Below are 14424 nucleotides of genomic sequence, written 5' to 3' on the forward strand. Positions count from 1 at the left end.
GCCTTTTTCATGCGTTATCGCCCTCTGGCCTTTTTGCGCCGTTCAGGTAGAATGGCCCGGCGTCGGCGGCTTTTGCCTCCTTCGCCTTCTGCACCATGGCCGCACTCGGAACTTTTCCATGGTCAACCTTTTCCCCCGGAGTCGAGCATCCGGGAGTTTCCATGGAGGAATCCGATGAAGGAACGTTCAACGATTCAGGACAGGCCCTTTGTCGTCTGTCACATGTCCATGTCGCTGGACGGCAAGGTGACGGGCGATTTTCTGCGCCTTCCGCGCTGCCGGGCCGCTGTGCAGGCTTACTACCGCATTCACCGCGACTACGGAGCCAGCGCCTTTGCCTGCGGCCGAGTGACCATGGAGGAGAGCTTCACGGGCGGAGTTAGGCCCGATCTTTCCCGTTTCGACGGCTCCGTCGTGCTTCCCATGGATCATGTGGCCGACGAGAACGCGTCTTTTTTTGCCGTGGCCTTCGACAGGCACGGAAGTCTCGGCTGGAAGGGGTCTTGCATTGAGGACGAGGATCCGGGCTACGACGGGGCGCACATCGTGGAAGTTCTGTGCGAGAGCGTGCCGCAGGCATGTCTTGCCTGTCTGCAGGAGAAGGGCGTGTCCTACATTTTTGCGGGCAAGGACGACATCGACATTGCGCTGGCGCTGTACAAGCTGAAGAGCATTTTCGGCATACGCCGCTTGCTGCTTGAAGGCGGCAGTCTGCTGAACGGCGCGTTCCTCCGCGCCGACGTCGTTGACGAGCTGAGCCTTGTCATGATGCCGGTCACGGCGTCGGCCGGGGACAAAAGTCTCTTCGACTCCGGCGTGACTGCGGAATTCCGCCTTGAAGACGCGCAGACGCTGGACGAAGGAGAGGTCTGGCTGCGCTATCGGCGGACGCGCTGACGCTGCGCTCATGCCGTCGGCATTTTTGGGCCGACGACGTTTTTCGGCGGCTGCGGGCGCGTGTTTTGTTGCGCCCGGGCGGCCTCCGGCAGGACGCGCTGCCGCTTCAAGTCGACAATCAAGGATTCGGGGAGAAGGAATGCTTCTGGAAATGGGTCTTATTGCGGGGGGCATTCCCGCAGGGTGGGCGCTGCGCCGTCATGCCGCGGTGGTGCGCGTGGTGAACGCGGCCCTCGGCTGGACCGTGCGCATCATGCTGTTTCTGCTCGGTCTTTCCATCGGTCTCGACGACGCGCTGCTCGGGCAGCTGCGGAGTCTCGGCCTGTACGCGGTGCTCATCAGTACCTTTTCCGTGGCGGGCTGCTTTGCGGCGGCGCGTTTTCTCGGCAGGCACGTGTTTGCGGAGTATGCCCCCGGCGAATCGGGAGGCAGGGCGTCGGAAAAGGGCGGAAGCGCGGGTTCCTTTGTGGCGCTGGGCTTTTTTCTCGCCGGAGCGCTTGTCGGCTGGCTGCGCGTTCTGCCGCAGGGCCCGGCCGCCGGAGAGGCCGCGGTGTGGGTGCTGTACCTGCTTCTTGTGCTTGCCGGCATGACCGTGGGCTTTGATCTGAAGGCTCTCGGCATCATCCGCGAGCTTCGCTACCGCATTCTGCTCATTCCGCTGGGCGTGGTGGTCGGCACCTTGTGCGGCAGCGCTCTGGCCTGGCTTGTCCTGACCCGTTTTTCCGCGCTGTCTCTGCCCGAAGCGCTGGCCGTGGGCGCAGGATTCGGCTACTACAGCCTGGCGACGGTCATCATCACGCGTCTTGGAGATCCGGCGCTCGGTTCCGTGGCGCTGTTGTCCAACATGATACACGAGGCGCTGGCCCTGCTGCTGCCGCCGCTTCTTGTGCGGCTGACCGGGCGTCTCGGGCCGGTGCTGGCGGGCGGCGCGGCGGCCATGGACACCTGTCTGCCGGTCATTGCGCAGGTGAGCGGCGAACGCTGCGCCGTGCTCGCGGTGTTTTCCGGCATGTGCCTCACGCTGTTTGTGCCGATCATTGTTCCGCTGCTCATGGCGTTGCGCTGAGGCTGATGGCGTCAGGTCAGGGCGCGACGTTTTCTGCAGGGCCGTAATGTTCTGCAACTCGGCAGCATTCCATGAGAAAACAGGACGAAAAAAGGTCGTGCGTTTGAACGCGCGACCTTTTTTCATGCTGTTTGGAAGATTACAGAACGTCGATGAGCATCTTGGTGGCCACCACGTACAGGAAGCAGGCAAAGAACTTCTTGAGCTTGGGCACGGGCAGTTTGTGCGCGATGCTCGCGCCGACGGGAGCCGTGAGCATGCTGATGGCCACAATGCCTACCAGCGCCGGGAGATAAAGATAACCGAAGGCGTAGGGAGGAAGTTCGGGGTTGTTCCAGCCGTTGGTCACGAAGCCGAGGCAGCCGGCAAAGGCGATGGGAAAGCCCATGGCCGCCGAGGTGCCCACGGCGCGGCGCATGTCCATGTTGTGCCACACGAGGAAGGGCACGGAAAGCGTGCCGCCGCCGATGCCCACAAGGCTGGAGACCGCGCCGATGATCGCGCCTGCGCCCGTCATGCCGGCAAATCCGGGCAGGCTGCGGCTGGCGCTGGGCTTTTTGTTGAGCAGCATGTTGGTGGCCACGTAGTAGAGGAACACCACGAAGAACATCTGCAGGTAGCGCGCCGGAATGCGGGCCGCCACAAAGGAGCCGCAGTAGGTGCCAACCAGAATGCCGAGGGCCACGCAGCGGAAAACGTGCCAGTCCACGCCGCCGTGCCGGTGATGCGCCATGGCGCTGGATACGGACGTGAACATGATGGCGCCGAACGAGGTGCCGATGGCCATGTGCATGGCGACTTCCGGCGAAATGTTCAGCCATTGAAAGGAAAAGACGAGCATGGGCACGACCACGGCCCCGCCGCCGATGCCGAGCAGACCGGCCAGCAGGCCGGCAATGGCGCCGAGGACGCAGTAAAGGAGTATTGCGGTTATCATATCTCTCTCCTGATGATAAGGACGAGTTATCATAACGGCTTGGGGCGGGACGTCAATGCGTTTTCCCTGCTGCCTGTCCGCCGGGAGAGGGAAGCATCGTCGCTTCGTTCATGGGTGAAAGCGCGGCGGTCGAGGCGTTTTGTCTGCCGGTCGGCTTTTTCGCGATACGGCGCCGAGCGCCCTTTCTGCGGTGAAAGACCGCCCGAACGTTTTCCGGACGGCGCAGGCGCAGCCCTGTTCAGGATTCGAGAAGAGCGGCGACGATGCCGAGGGCCCGGGCCAGATCCTTGCGCCGCAGAACGCCGCCGAGCGCCAGGCGCACGCCGTTTTCCCGGGGCGCGTGGCCCATGAGAAAATGCTCGCCTTCGGCCACGAGCACGCCTTTTTCGAGCGCGGCCTTGGCAAAGGCCCTGCCCGTCCAGGAATCGGGAAGTTCAAGCCAGCAGAAGAATCCCGTGGCGCGGGACACGAGCGGATACCCGTCCAGAATTTCGCGGGCCGCGGCGTTGCGCGCGGCGGCTTCTTCGCGTTTGGCGGCGAGGGTTCTGTCCGCCGTGCCGTCGGAGATCCACTGGGCGGCGAGCTCGGCCATGAGCGGCGGCACCATGGATATGGTGTAGGAGAGGGTGCGTTCCAGTTCGTCCAGGGTGTGCTGCGGCGGGCACAGATAGGCCACGCGCAGCCCGCCGCCCAGAATTTCGCTGGTGGCCGCAATGAAGCAGGTTCTTTCCGGGGCCAGCGCGGCAAAGGGAAGCGCTGGCGTCGGCGGATTCAGGGCCAGGGCGTACACGTCGTCCTCAATGATGAACACGTCGTGCCTGCGGCAGACTTCCACAATGTCCTTGCGGCGGGATTCGGGCATGCGCGTGAGCGTGGGATTGCGGCAGGAGGGCATGAGATACACGGCCTTCACGCCTCCGGAGCGGCAGGCGCTCTCCAGCGCGTCCGGCAGCATGCCGCACGCGTCGGTGCGCACGGGCGCAAGCGGCAGACGCAGCCGCCAGGAGAGTTCGCGCAGCAGCGGATAGCTCAGGTTTTCCACGGCTATCCTGTCGCCGGGCGTACACAGGGTGGCGAGTATGGTCATGAGCGCGTGCTGAGAGCCTGCGCACACCAAAAGATCGCGGCCCGAGGCTGGCACGCCGTAGCGCCGCGCCCAGAGCGCGCCTGCCTCGCGGTGTCGATCCATGCCCGCCGGGCGATGGTAGCTCTGAAGCTCCGCAAGTTCTCTGTCGCTCAGGCGGCGCAGAAGGTTGCCGAGCGCCTTGTGCAGCGAAGGATTCAGCGACTCGAACGGCGCAATGAAGCCGAGATTCCAGCGCGGCTCCGCGCTGGAATCTCCGTCGGACGGCGCGGCGGCCTCGGCGTCCGGCCACTGCGTGGACGGCGGCAGCGGCGCCGGAGGCGGCATGACGTCCACATCCGAGCCTGTGGAACTCACAAACGTTCCCCGCCCCGTCACGCCGGCCACGAGTCCTCGGCGCGCCGCTTCGGCATAGCCGTGGGTGGCGGTTCCCGTGGTGACTTTAAGCTCTGCGGCAAGGGCCCGCTGCGTGGGCAGAGCGTCGCCGGGCTTGAACAGCCCTTCGCGGACGGCTTCTTCCAGCGCCGCGGCCACGCGCTGATAGCGGCAGGGCGCGTCGGCCTCGTCGTAGAGCGTGCGCAGTCTGCGCATTTTTTCTTCCTGCATCCTGTTCTCCCGGTTGCGCCGGACGGCGTGACGGCGCTGAAATGTAGCAATGTTTTTTGTATGCATGACAATATTAATTGTCACCGTATTGCCGCATTTTCTGGAAAACGGCAAGTCGGAAGCGTAGTACCGGATCTGCCGAAAGGCGGAAAAGCGCAGCTTTTTCCGCGCTGACGTTTATTCAAGGAGAATCATCATGGAAAAGAATACGTTTCGACTCAAGAGCGGTCTTGCGGAAATGCTGAAGGGCGGCGTGATCATGGACGTCACCACGCCGGAACAGGCGGTGATCGCCCAGGAGGCGGGTGCCTGCGCCGTCATGGCGCTGGAAAAGGTGCCGGCCGACATCCGCAGGGCGGGCGGCGTGGCGCGCATGGCCGATCCGGCCGTGGTGAAGAGCATCATGGCCGCGGTGAGCATTCCCGTCATGGCCAAGGTCCGCATCGGACACATCGCCGAAGCGCGCATTCTGGAGCAGCTCGGCGTGGATTACATCGACGAGAGCGAAGTGCTCACGCCCGCGGACGAGAATTTTCATCTGAACAAGCGCGAATTCAAGACGCCCTTCGTGTGCGGCGCGCGCAATCTGGGCGAAGCGCTGCGGCGCATCGCCGAGGGCGCGGCCATGATACGCACCAAGGGCGAACCCGGCACCGGCAACGTGGTGGAAGCCGTGCGGCACATGCGCATGGTCACGGGCGAGCTGAGACGCCTGCTTTCGCTGCCGGAAGAGGAAGTGCCGGGCTTTGCCAAGGAAATCGGCGCGCCGCTGGAACTGCTTCACATCGTGCGCGAGAAGGGCGCTCTGCCCGTGGTGAACTTTGCGGCGGGCGGCATATCCACGCCTGCCGACGCCGCGCTTATGATGCAGCTCGGCTGCGACGGCATTTTCGTGGGCTCGGGCATTTTCAAGTCGTCGGATCCGGCGCGCTTTGCCAAGGCCATTGTGACCGCCACCACCAACTACAACGATCCGGCCGTGCTTGCGGAAGTGTCGGAAGGGCTCGGCGAGGCCATGCCCGGCCTTGAAATTTCGACCATTGCCCCGGAACAGCGCATGCAGGAGCGGGGATGGTAGACGAACTTCACATCGGCGTGCTGGCGCTCCAGGGGGCGTTTCGGGAACACTGCGCGGCGCTGGAGCGCTGTGGGGCGAGGGTGACGCAGGTGCGTCGGCCGCTTTCTTCGTCGCCGCTCGCCGGGCTTGAGCAGTTCGACGGAATGGTGCTGCCCGGCGGCGAGAGCACGACCATGGGCAGGCTGCTTGTGGATGAAGGCCTGCTGGAACCCCTGCGGCTCTGCGGAGTTCGGGGCATGCCCGTGTACGGAAGCTGCGCGGGACTCATTCTGCTGAGTCGCGAGGTGGAAGGGCCGGACGGCGCGCTTCTGGATCAGCCCCGGCTCGGCCTGCTTGACGCCCGGGTGAGGCGCAACGCCTTCGGACGGCAGACCGACAGCTTTGAAACCGTGCTGAACGTGTGCGGCGTGGCCGACGATGAGGAGGCGGTGTTCATACGCGCGCCGATCATCGTGTCCTGCGGGCCGCAGGTGGATGTGCTCGCCCGGGTGGAAGGGCCGCTCGGCATGAGCCCTGCGGCAGTACGGCAGGAAAATGTGCTCGCCACGTCGTTTCATCCTGAGCTCACGAGCGATCTTCGTTTTCATGCGTACTTTCTGAGCCTGTGCCGCGCATGGCGGGAGTCCGGCGGCGCAGTGTAAGGCGTTTCTCTCGCGTAAGGCCCCGGGAAATCCGGGGTCTTTTCGTTTGCGAAAGAAGGGCAAAGGGCATACAAGAGAAGGAGGCTTGAAACGGCAAAACATTTCAGGAGTTTCCCATGCCCGTGATAACCCTTCCCTTCGGACCTCTGGAAGCGAACTGCTACATCGTGCACAACGGCAAGGACGCCGTGGTGTTCGATCCTTCCATTGAGACCGATCTTGTGCTGAAGAGCATTTCCGACAACGGCCTCACGCTGCGCGCCGTGGCGCTCACGCATCTGCACTGCGACCACTGCATCGGCTGCGCGGACATGACCCGCGCCACGGGCATGCTGCCGCTGGTCGGCGCGGAAGACTGGGCCGAGCGTTCCCTGCTGCTGTGCAAGGGCATGTGCTTCGGCATGAATCTGAAGCCCTTCGAGGCCGAGGTGCTCGCTCCCGGCGAGGTGACCTGGGGCAGTCTTTCGTGCCGCGTCATGCACACGCCCGGTCATTCGTCGGGCAGCCTCTGCTACTATTTCCCCGATCTCGGCCTCGTGCTCACGGGCGATCTTCTGTTCTTCCGTTCCGTGGGGCGCACCGACCTGCCCGGCGGCAACGGCGACGATCTGGTGAAGTCCCTGCGCGAGATCATCTACAAGCTGCCCGGCAACGTGATGGTTTATCCCGGTCACGGCCCGGAAACCAGCGTGGGCTACGAAGCCGCGCACAACTGCTACTGCACGCTCTGAGGCTTCGCCCGCTGCGCCGGGCGTTGCGTCCGGCGCTGCGCCGAAAGCCCCGCGTTTCGCCCCGAGCAGGGGCGGCGCGATGCGCTGTGCCGGGCGCAAGGCGCATGTCGTCGCAACGCGTGCTGCTTTGAGAAAATGGCGTCCTGATTCCGGCCGGTAGCGGCGCATTCAGGCGAAGGCCCGTCTTTTGGGCGAGGAAGTCGCCGTTCTTGCAACGTGCGGCGGAGCCTTGGCAGAGAGCAGGAAAAGGGAAGGGGAAAAGGTATGATCGAGCCGGTGTTTCTGGCGTCGTGCAGTCCTCGCCGGGGCGGCAACAGCGATGCCGCCGCGCGTTTGGTGCGGCAGGCTCTCGGCGCGCCGTGCAGGGATTTTCGCATTGCGGACGAGGGCGTTCGGCCCTGCGTTTCCTGCGGCTTCTGCGACGCGCATCCCGGCCTCTGCGCGCTCGACGCGCCGGGCGACGGCGCAGGGGCGCTTTTTGACGCCGTGTGCCGCGCGCCTTTGAGCGTGCTGGTTTCGCCCGTGTATTTTTATCATCTGCCGGCGCAGGCCAAGGCGTGGATCGACCGCGCGCAGCGCTTCTGGAAGTGCGCGGACAAGCCCGGAGGCGGACGCCCGGTCACGGCCGTGCTCATCGGCGCGCGGCCTCGCGGCGACAAGCTCTTCGAGGGCGCGGAGCGCACGCTGCGCTACATGGCCCTCGCTCTCGGGCTGGAATGGGTGGAGCCGCTTCGTCTCTACGGCCTCGACGGGCCGGATGATCTGGCGGGCCATGCGGAGGCTTCGGCGCGCGTGGTCGAATTTGCCGCAAGTCTTTCCCGTTTTGTGCTGCCGTGAGGGGCGCGAATTTTTTTCATGCGGCCGACCGGGCGCTGCGATTTCTGGGGCTTTTGGAGCGGCGCTGCGCGGCCTGCCGCGAGCCCTTTGAACCGCCTTCGGCTCCGGATTGGCCCGTGCCTGAGGTGGAAGACGTTCTGGCGCAGCTCTTCTGCCCCGACTGCCGGAAAAGACTGCGCCCGCGCACCACGGGATTCTGTCCGTACTGCGGAGAGCCCTCTCTTCTGGAGGATGCGCCCTGCATGCCCTGCGATCACTGTCTGCGGACGCTGCCGCCGTGGCAGGAATTTCTTTTTTTCGGCGTGTACGACGATCTTTTGCGCGATCTGGTGCTGCGGGCGAAGTTCGGCGGATCGCTGGCCGTGCTCGACGCGCTCGGCCGGGTGTTTGCGGCCGTATGCGCGAATCACTACGCGGTGACGAGCAGGCCGGACGTCATTGTGCCCATGCCGCTGGATCGGGCCAGACTGTGCAGCCGGGGTTTCAATCAGTGTCGGGAAATGGTCAGGCGCGCGTCTGCGGCTCTCGGCGTGCCGGTGCGCGTCGATCTGCTCGTGAAAACGATTTCCCTCACGCCGCAGTCGCTGCTGAACAGGGAGCAGCGCAGTCTCATGAAGCAGCCCTTTGAAGCCTCGGACAAGGTGAAGGGGCTGCACGTTCTGCTTGTGGACGACATCTGCACCACGGGAGCCACGATGGAACGGGCCGCGGAACGGCTTCTGGAAGCGGGAGCGAGACGCGTGGATGCGGCCGTGCTGGCGCGCGCCTCCCGCCATGCGCGAAGCGTTGCCGGGCCCGCCTTGCCATGAGGGCCTTCGCCTGCTATGCATAACGCCGGAAAACGCCGCTTGTTTAAGGATATCCCATGTCAGAACTTCCCATTCGCCCCGACGCCCCGTGGCTGGCTCCGCTGGCCGGCTGGTCCGATCTGCCCTTCCGGCTGCTCTGCCGGGAAATGGGCGCCGCCGTGTGCTGCACGGAAATGGTGAGCGCCAAGGGACTGGTCTATGGAGGGCGCAATACCGAAGAGCTGCTTGCCACCACGCCCGAAGAGGGCGATGCGCTGGAAGACGGCAGCACGGCGTGCGATCATCCGCTGGTGGTGCAGATTTTCGGCGCGGAAGCGTCGTTCATGGAACAGGCCGTGCGCATTCTGCGCGAGCGGGGATTTTCATGGTTCGACGTGAACATGGGCTGTTCCGTGCCCAAGGTGACCAAGACCGGCGCGGGCGCGGCCATGCTGCGCGACGTGCCGAACGCTCTTTGCGTGGCCGAGGCCGTGGTGCGGGCCGCCGGAGCGGGTCGCGTCGGATTCAAGATCCGCCTCGGCTGGGATGCCGAGCATGAAGTCTATCTGGATCTGGCCCGTCGTCTTGCCGATCTCGGCGCAGGCTGGATCACGCTGCATCCCCGCCACGCAACGCAGGGATTTTCCGGCTCTCCCCGGCATGAGGCCGTGGCCGAGCTGGCCGAGGCGCTTTCTGTTCCCGTGATTGCCAGCGGCGATCTTTTCACCGCGGCGGACGGCATACGCGTGCTGCGGGAAACCGGCGCGTCGTCGGTCATGTACGCCAGAGGCGCGCTCAAGAATCCGGCCGTGTTCGCCGAACACGCCGCCATGATCCGCGCCGGAGCCATGGAAGGGGAACTGCCTCCTTCTTCCGGCATCGTCTGCGACAGCTCCCGGAAGCTCGACGCGCAGCACGCCTGCGACGTGCTCGACGATCTGCCCGCGGACCGCGCCTCCCTGGCCCGGGTGATACGCCGTCATGCGGCGCTGGCCCGCCGTTACGCGCCGCAGCATGCGCTTTTGAAAATGCACACCTTCGTGCCGCGCTACGTCAAGAATCTGGACGGCGCGCGGGCTCTGCGGCAGGAAATCGTGACCTGTCGCGACTGGGATGCGCTGAACGACATTCTGGAACGGCATCTGGGCGTTGTCTGCGCCGATTGCTGAAGGCGGTCGTCGGCCGCACAGGCGCGTTTCGCGACGCGCTCCGTTGTCCGGCCCGGCCGGAAATAACATCGTCAAGGAAACTGACCGCGCTGCGGCCGAGGATTGTTCATGTCCGATGCAAGCAAAGTGAATCTCTGCGATCTTCCGTATCCCGCCCTTGAACGTTTTGTGGTGGAGCGGCTCGGCTTCAAGAAGTTCCGCGCCGTGCAGATATGGCAGTGGATATGGGTGAAGAACGTGTCCGGCTTCGACGCCATGACCGACATCTCCCAGAACGACAGGGCCCGTCTTGCGGAAATCGCCGACATACGCTGGCCCTCCGTGGCCGACGTGCGCGTAAGCTCCGACGGCACCACCAAGTTTCTTCTTGAGCTCGCCGACGGCGAACTTGTGGAAACGGTGCTCATTCCCAGCGATGCGCCCAAGCGCCCCAACGATCTTTCCGTGCGCATGACGCAGTGCGTGTCCACGCAGGTGGGCTGCGCCATGGCCTGTTCCTTCTGCAGTACGGGCAGGCTCGGCTTCCGGCGCAACATGACCATGGGCGAGATTCTCGGTCAGGTACAGGTGGCGCGCGCCTACGTTCACGACACGCAGCCCGAGAGACCCATCATCCGCAATCTTGTGTACATGGGCATGGGCGAGCCTCTGCTCAATCTGGCCACGGTCATGGATTCGCTGCGCACGCTGGAACATCCCAAGGGCCTCGCCTTCTCGCCCCGGCGCATCACGGTGTCCACCTGCGGCATCGAATCCGGCATGCGGGAATTCGGCGACAGCGGACTTGCGTTTCTCGCCGTGTCGCTGCATGCGCCCAATCAGGAGCTGCGCGAAAAGCTCATGCCCCGCGCCGCGCACTGGCCGCTTGAGGAGCTCATCAGCGCGCTGGAACAGTATCCGCTCAAGACGCGGGAACGCATCACCCTGGAATATCTGGTCATCGCCGGGGTGAACGATCAGCCGGAACACGTGAAGCAGCTCGCCCGCATCTGCGCGAGACTCAAGGCCAAGCTGAACCTCATTCCCTACAATCCCACGCCGGGCACGCCCTATCGCGCGCCTTCGCCGGAAGAGCTTCTGCGCTTTGAAAAAGCGCTCTGGGCCAAGGACATCACGGCCATCGTGCGCAAGAGCAAAGGGCAGGACATCGAGGCGGCCTGCGGACAGCTCCGCGCCGCCCACGAGGCAAAACTGGCCGGAACCGACATGTAAAAGCAAGACCGGAAGCAGCCCAGCGGGGAACTTCCGGTCTTTTTTTGCCTTGATGCTGCGAAAATGCGGGGCTACTTGCGCATGGCCGTGGAACTCCAGCACAGCAGGGAGCCGAGCACGATGACGGCCACGCCCTGCCAGAACGCGCCGTCGAGCTTTGCGCCTATCCACAGGGTGGCGAACAGGCAGGAGAGCACCGGCGTGAAATAGGAGGCGATGGCGAGCACGGTGATGTTGCCCCTGGTGACTCCGTAGCTCCAGGCGGCGTAGGAGCCGCCCATGGCCACGGCGCCCACCGCCACGCTCACCCAGCCCATGATCGAGGCGTGCGACAGATCGCCGAAGCCCGCAAGCCAGATGGCAGTGAACACGCACGAGTCGATGGCGAACACGATGAGCGTGGGATTCTGCCCGTTGGACCACGCCCGCGTGAGATTGGAATAGGCGGCCCAGGCCACGGCTCCGCAGAAGGCCAGCAGGTAGCTCCACGGATTGTTCTGCACGTGAAGCCATATCTGGCCGGGTTGAATGCCCTTGTCGCCGCCGAGCACGAGCATCACGCCGAGAAAGCTCACCACGACGCCGGGAGCGATCCACCAGCGGGCCTTCTGACCGTTGAAGAGCACGGCGAAAAGCACCACGAGGCAGGGCCAGAGATAATTGACCATGCCTACTTCCACGGTCTGCTGTCCGCCGTCGGAAAGATAGAGCGACAGGCAGAAGCACAGAGAGCAGACGTTGGCCGTCGGAATGCCCAGAAAGAGATATTTTTTTGAATAGTTCTTCAGCTTTGGCAGGCCGAGAAGAAAGAACAGAAACACGCAGGTGGAGAGGTAGAGCACGGAAAGACCGGCCGCCAGGCCGAACTCTTCCGTGATGCTTCGCACCAGCCCGACGGACATGCCCCAGCAGACGGGGGCGGTCAGGCCGATCAGCGTGGCTTTGCTGCTTGCGGAGGGAAACAGGGACATGGAGGAGCCTCGAGGAAAAAGAAGTGCGGATTTTTTCTGACATCTTTTCTTTTTTTGTCAAGGCGTGGCAAAATAGTCAAAGGATCATCGATAGTTGAGTGGGGATAGCCCGGCGAGGAGAAGAGGGGCTGGCTGCGCCCTGACCGGCGGCGTGATTTTTGACTTGACAGAAGCGGGGGAGTTGTTCAAATTCAAATTTAGATTTGATCTTGCTGGAAACAGCGCTGGCCCGTTTCGACGGGACGAATTTCGCTCGTGGTGCGCGCAGGAATACAACCTCTCCATTCCTTTGTCGCGCAGGTCGCCTTCTGGGGAAGGACGGCGAGACGTCATGAAAGAGATACGCGTGACGTTTGCCACCCCTCGGCGTCCATGAAGGTTCTGGGGCATGGCCGTCCACGATGCCCCAGCCTTTTTTTATGCTTTTCCCCTGCTGCGTTCCGGGGCAGACCGTTGCGGCCCGCCCTTTCCTGCCGTATGCTGCGCGCAGCGTTCCGTGACGAGAGGATCCCCCGTATGCTGTTTTTTTCCCGCAAGAAGAACTCGCGCGAAGACGGCGAAGCCACGCGCCGTCAGATTCTCGGCACCGCCGTGCGGCTGTTTGCCGAACACGGCTACGCCGACACCACCAGCAAGATGATCTGCCGGGAGGCGGGCGTCAACATCGCCGCCGTGAACTATCACTTCGGCAGCCGCGACGATCTGTACCGCGCCGTGCTCGACGAGGTTCACGAGCACATCGTGAACGAGAGGCAGATGGAGCTCATCACGTCTGCGGAACTTCCCGTGGAGGAAAAGCTGGAGCGGGTGCTTGACGCCTACATCGGCGCGGCCTACGACGGGCAGAGCTGGTACGCCAGAATCTGGGCGCACGAGCTCATTGCGCCCTCGCCCCTGGGGGGAGTGGCGTTTTTGACGAGCACGCTTTCCAAGGAGCGGAGCATCGGTTCGCTTCTTTCGGAAATGACGGGCATTCCGCGCGAGAATCCCGCGCTGCAAAGCTGCATCATCACGGTCATGGCGCCGTATCTGCTCATGCTCTGCGTGCAGCGCGACATGGCCCGCGCTCTGACCACGGTGTTCGACTACCGCAAGGAAGATGTGAACCGTCATTTCAAGCTGCTGCTTTTTGAGGCCCTCCGCGCCTTTGCCGAACGCTACGCGAAGGGGGAACTTCCTTCCGTGGCGAAACGGGAGGACAAAGAGGAGGACGAAGGTTCCCGTGCATAGATTTCTGGTGGTCGTTCTGGCGCTTGTCTGTATTTTTCCGCATCCGTGCGCGGCGGCGCAGAACGAACCTTCCCTGGAAGAGATGATCGGATCCATGATCATGGTGGGTTTTCGCGGTCTGGAAGCGCCGCAGTCCGTCATCGACGCCGTGGCCGCGGGACGGCTCGGAGGCGTCATTCTGTTCGACAGGTCGCCGAAAAAGAGCGGATTGTACAACATTGAGTCGCCGTCGCAGGTGAAGAAGCTCGTGTCTTCGCTGCAGAAGGCGTCGCCCCGCACGCTGCTCGTGGCCGTGGATCAGGAAGGCGGAAAGGTGCGGCGCCTGAAGTCGGAGCGCGGTTTTCAGCCGCTGCCTTCGGCCGAACAGATGGGCCGCATGTCGCCGGATAACGTGCGTTCGCTCGGCTTCAGGGCCGGGCGTGAGATGGCAGAGCTCGGCATCAACGTGGATCTTGCTCCCGTGGTCGATCTGCGCCGCTCGGCGAAAAGCCCGGGACTCGGCGACGCCGGACGCTTGTTCGGCGCCGATGCCGCGCAGGTGACGCCGCGGGCTCTGGCCTTTGCCGAGGGCCTGTACCGTGCGGGCGTGCTGCCCGCGCTCAAGCATTTTCCCGGACTCGGCAGCGCGGGCAAGGATTCTCATCACGAACTGCCGGACGTCACGCAGACATGGAGCCGGGAAGAGCTTGCGCCCTATGCGGAGGCCTTCCGCCGGGGCTGGCCCGGCATGGTGCTGGTGGCGCACGTGTATCATCGCGGCCTCGACGCGAATCTTCCCTCTTCGCTTTCGCCCGCCGTGGTGGATCAGCTGCTGCGCCGCGGGCTCGGCTGGCAGGGCGTGGTCGTGAGCGACGATCTGCAGATGGGAGCCGTGGCCGGGAGCTCGCTGGAAGAGCGGGTGCGTCTTGCCGTGCTTGCCGGCAACGACATTCTGCTTTTCGGCAACAATCTGTCCTATGATCCGCTGCTGCACGACAAGGTGTTTCAGGCGCTCGCCTCGCTGGTGCGGGAAGGGCGCGTCAGCCCGGAGCGGCTGAAGGCGTCGTGGCGTCGCATTGAGGCCATGAAGCGCGGACTGGCGCAGTCGCGCGGGTAGTCCGCGTCCGGCGCGTGGGGGCCTGCCCTCGGGCGTGAGCGCAACGCGCCGCGCAGGCGCTTTGCGGGAAAGAGAAGAAGA

Annotated in this window: 14 protein-coding genes; 11 read left to right on the forward strand and 3 right to left on the reverse strand. The window is 64.1% G+C overall.

Annotation, left to right across the window (positions count from 1 at the left end; all coding sequences use genetic code 11):
• The first annotated feature begins 174 nt into the window (after positions 1 to 174).
• Positions 175 to 897: a dihydrofolate reductase family protein gene (locus tag ABGT79_RS08945; RefSeq protein WP_346665891.1), complete on the forward strand. Its 723-nt coding sequence runs from the start codon at positions 175 to 177 to the stop codon at positions 895 to 897.
• Positions 898 to 1036: 139 nt separating this feature from the next.
• Positions 1037 to 1963 carry a lysine exporter LysO family protein gene (locus ABGT79_RS08950; RefSeq protein ID WP_346665892.1) on the forward strand — a complete coding sequence of 309 codons (927 nt, stop codon included), beginning with the start codon at positions 1037 to 1039 and terminating at the stop codon, positions 1961 to 1963.
• A gap of 139 nt (positions 1964 to 2102) precedes the next feature.
• On the opposite strand, the gene ABGT79_RS08955 is transcribed toward ABGT79_RS08950, so the two are convergent.
• Positions 2103 to 2900 carry a sulfite exporter TauE/SafE family protein gene (locus ABGT79_RS08955; RefSeq protein ID WP_346665893.1) on the reverse strand — a complete coding sequence of 266 codons (798 nt, stop codon included), beginning with the start codon at positions 2898 to 2900 and terminating at the stop codon, positions 2103 to 2105.
• Between the two features lie 238 nt (positions 2901 to 3138).
• Positions 3139 to 4656: a PLP-dependent aminotransferase family protein gene (locus ABGT79_RS08960; protein WP_346665894.1), complete on the reverse strand. Its 1518-nt coding sequence runs from the start codon at positions 4654 to 4656 to the stop codon at positions 3139 to 3141.
• Positions 4657 to 4786: 130 nt separating this feature from the next.
• Between ABGT79_RS08960 and pdxS the strand changes: the two genes are divergently transcribed.
• The 7 genes from pdxS (at position 4787) to rlmN (ending at position 11046) form a co-directional block, all read left to right on the forward strand.
• The gene (gene pdxS, locus ABGT79_RS08965) at positions 4787 to 5668 is read left to right on the forward strand and encodes a pyridoxal 5'-phosphate synthase lyase subunit PdxS (protein ID WP_346665895.1); all 882 of its coding nucleotides are present in this window, start codon (positions 4787 to 4789) and stop codon (positions 5666 to 5668) included.
• Positions 5662 to 6309, forward strand: coding sequence for a pyridoxal 5'-phosphate synthase glutaminase subunit PdxT (gene pdxT / locus ABGT79_RS08970; protein ID WP_346665896.1), 648 nt, complete (start codon positions 5662 to 5664; stop codon positions 6307 to 6309). Before pdxS ends, pdxT begins: the two co-directional genes overlap by 7 nt.
• A gap of 116 nt (positions 6310 to 6425) precedes the next feature.
• Complete coding sequence (locus ABGT79_RS08975) at positions 6426 to 7040, forward strand: MBL fold metallo-hydrolase (protein WP_346665897.1); 615 nt, start codon at positions 6426 to 6428, stop codon at positions 7038 to 7040.
• A gap of 264 nt (positions 7041 to 7304) precedes the next feature.
• Complete coding sequence (locus ABGT79_RS08980) at positions 7305 to 7877, forward strand: NAD(P)H-dependent oxidoreductase (protein ID WP_346665898.1); 573 nt, start codon at positions 7305 to 7307, stop codon at positions 7875 to 7877.
• Complete coding sequence (locus ABGT79_RS08985; RefSeq protein WP_346665899.1) at positions 7874 to 8686, forward strand: phosphoribosyltransferase family protein; 813 nt, start codon at positions 7874 to 7876, stop codon at positions 8684 to 8686. Before ABGT79_RS08980 ends, ABGT79_RS08985 begins: the two co-directional genes overlap by 4 nt.
• Positions 8687 to 8742: 56 nt before the next feature.
• Positions 8743 to 9834, forward strand: a complete 1092-nt coding sequence (locus ABGT79_RS08990) for a tRNA-dihydrouridine synthase family protein (RefSeq protein WP_346665900.1) — start codon at positions 8743 to 8745, stop codon at positions 9832 to 9834.
• Between the two features lie 108 nt (positions 9835 to 9942).
• A complete protein-coding gene (rlmN, locus tag ABGT79_RS08995; RefSeq protein WP_346665901.1) occupies positions 9943 to 11046 on the forward strand; it encodes a 23S rRNA (adenine(2503)-C(2))-methyltransferase RlmN in 1104 nt (367 codons plus the stop codon).
• A gap of 71 nt (positions 11047 to 11117) precedes the next feature.
• Here rlmN and yddG read toward each other — a convergent pair whose 3' ends face one another.
• Positions 11118 to 12017: an aromatic amino acid DMT transporter YddG gene (gene yddG / locus ABGT79_RS09000; RefSeq protein WP_346665902.1), complete on the reverse strand. Its 900-nt coding sequence runs from the start codon at positions 12015 to 12017 to the stop codon at positions 11118 to 11120.
• 516 nt (positions 12018 to 12533) lie between these two features.
• On the opposite strand from yddG, the gene ABGT79_RS09005 reads away from it, so the two are divergent.
• Both ABGT79_RS09005 and ABGT79_RS09010 read left to right on the forward strand, forming a co-directional pair.
• The gene (locus ABGT79_RS09005) at positions 12534 to 13247 is read left to right on the forward strand and encodes a TetR/AcrR family transcriptional regulator (protein ID WP_346665903.1); all 714 of its coding nucleotides are present in this window, start codon (positions 12534 to 12536) and stop codon (positions 13245 to 13247) included.
• A complete protein-coding gene (locus ABGT79_RS09010; RefSeq protein WP_346665904.1) occupies positions 13240 to 14343 on the forward strand; it encodes a glycoside hydrolase family 3 N-terminal domain-containing protein in 1104 nt (367 codons plus the stop codon). The genes ABGT79_RS09005 and ABGT79_RS09010 overlap by 8 nt, the downstream gene beginning before the upstream one ends.
• The last annotated feature ends 81 nt before the right edge of the window (positions 14344 to 14424 follow it).

It is taken from the genome of uncultured Mailhella sp., assembly GCF_963931295.1.
Taxonomy (GTDB): domain Bacteria; phylum Desulfobacterota; class Desulfovibrionia; order Desulfovibrionales; family Desulfovibrionaceae; genus Mailhella.

Bases quoted from the DNA above. Each gene is read 5' to 3' on its own strand.
- ABGT79_RS08945 (WP_346665891.1), top strand. From the start codon at position 175: ATGAAGGAACGTTCAACGATTCAGGACAGGCCCTTTGTCGTCTGTCAC.
- ABGT79_RS08950 (WP_346665892.1), top strand. From the start codon at position 1,037: ATGCTTCTGGAAATGGGTCTTATTGCGGGGGGCATTCCCGCAGGGTGG.
- ABGT79_RS08955 (WP_346665893.1), bottom strand. From the start codon at position 2,900: ATGATAACCGCAATACTCCTTTACTGCGTCCTCGGCGCCATTGCCGGC.
- ABGT79_RS08960 (WP_346665894.1), bottom strand. From the start codon at position 4,656: ATGCATACAAAAAACATTGCTACATTTCAGCGCCGTCACGCCGTCCGG.
- pdxS (WP_346665895.1), top strand. From the start codon at position 4,787: ATGGAAAAGAATACGTTTCGACTCAAGAGCGGTCTTGCGGAAATGCTG.
- pdxT (WP_346665896.1), top strand. From the start codon at position 5,662: ATGGTAGACGAACTTCACATCGGCGTGCTGGCGCTCCAGGGGGCGTTT.
- ABGT79_RS08975 (WP_346665897.1), top strand. From the start codon at position 6,426: ATGCCCGTGATAACCCTTCCCTTCGGACCTCTGGAAGCGAACTGCTAC.
- ABGT79_RS08980 (WP_346665898.1), top strand. From the start codon at position 7,305: ATGATCGAGCCGGTGTTTCTGGCGTCGTGCAGTCCTCGCCGGGGCGGC.
- ABGT79_RS08990 (WP_346665900.1), top strand. From the start codon at position 8,743: ATGTCAGAACTTCCCATTCGCCCCGACGCCCCGTGGCTGGCTCCGCTG.
- rlmN (WP_346665901.1), top strand. From the start codon at position 9,943: ATGTCCGATGCAAGCAAAGTGAATCTCTGCGATCTTCCGTATCCCGCC.
- yddG (WP_346665902.1), bottom strand. From the start codon at position 12,017: ATGTCCCTGTTTCCCTCCGCAAGCAGCAAAGCCACGCTGATCGGCCTG.
- ABGT79_RS09005 (WP_346665903.1), top strand. From the start codon at position 12,534: ATGCTGTTTTTTTCCCGCAAGAAGAACTCGCGCGAAGACGGCGAAGCC.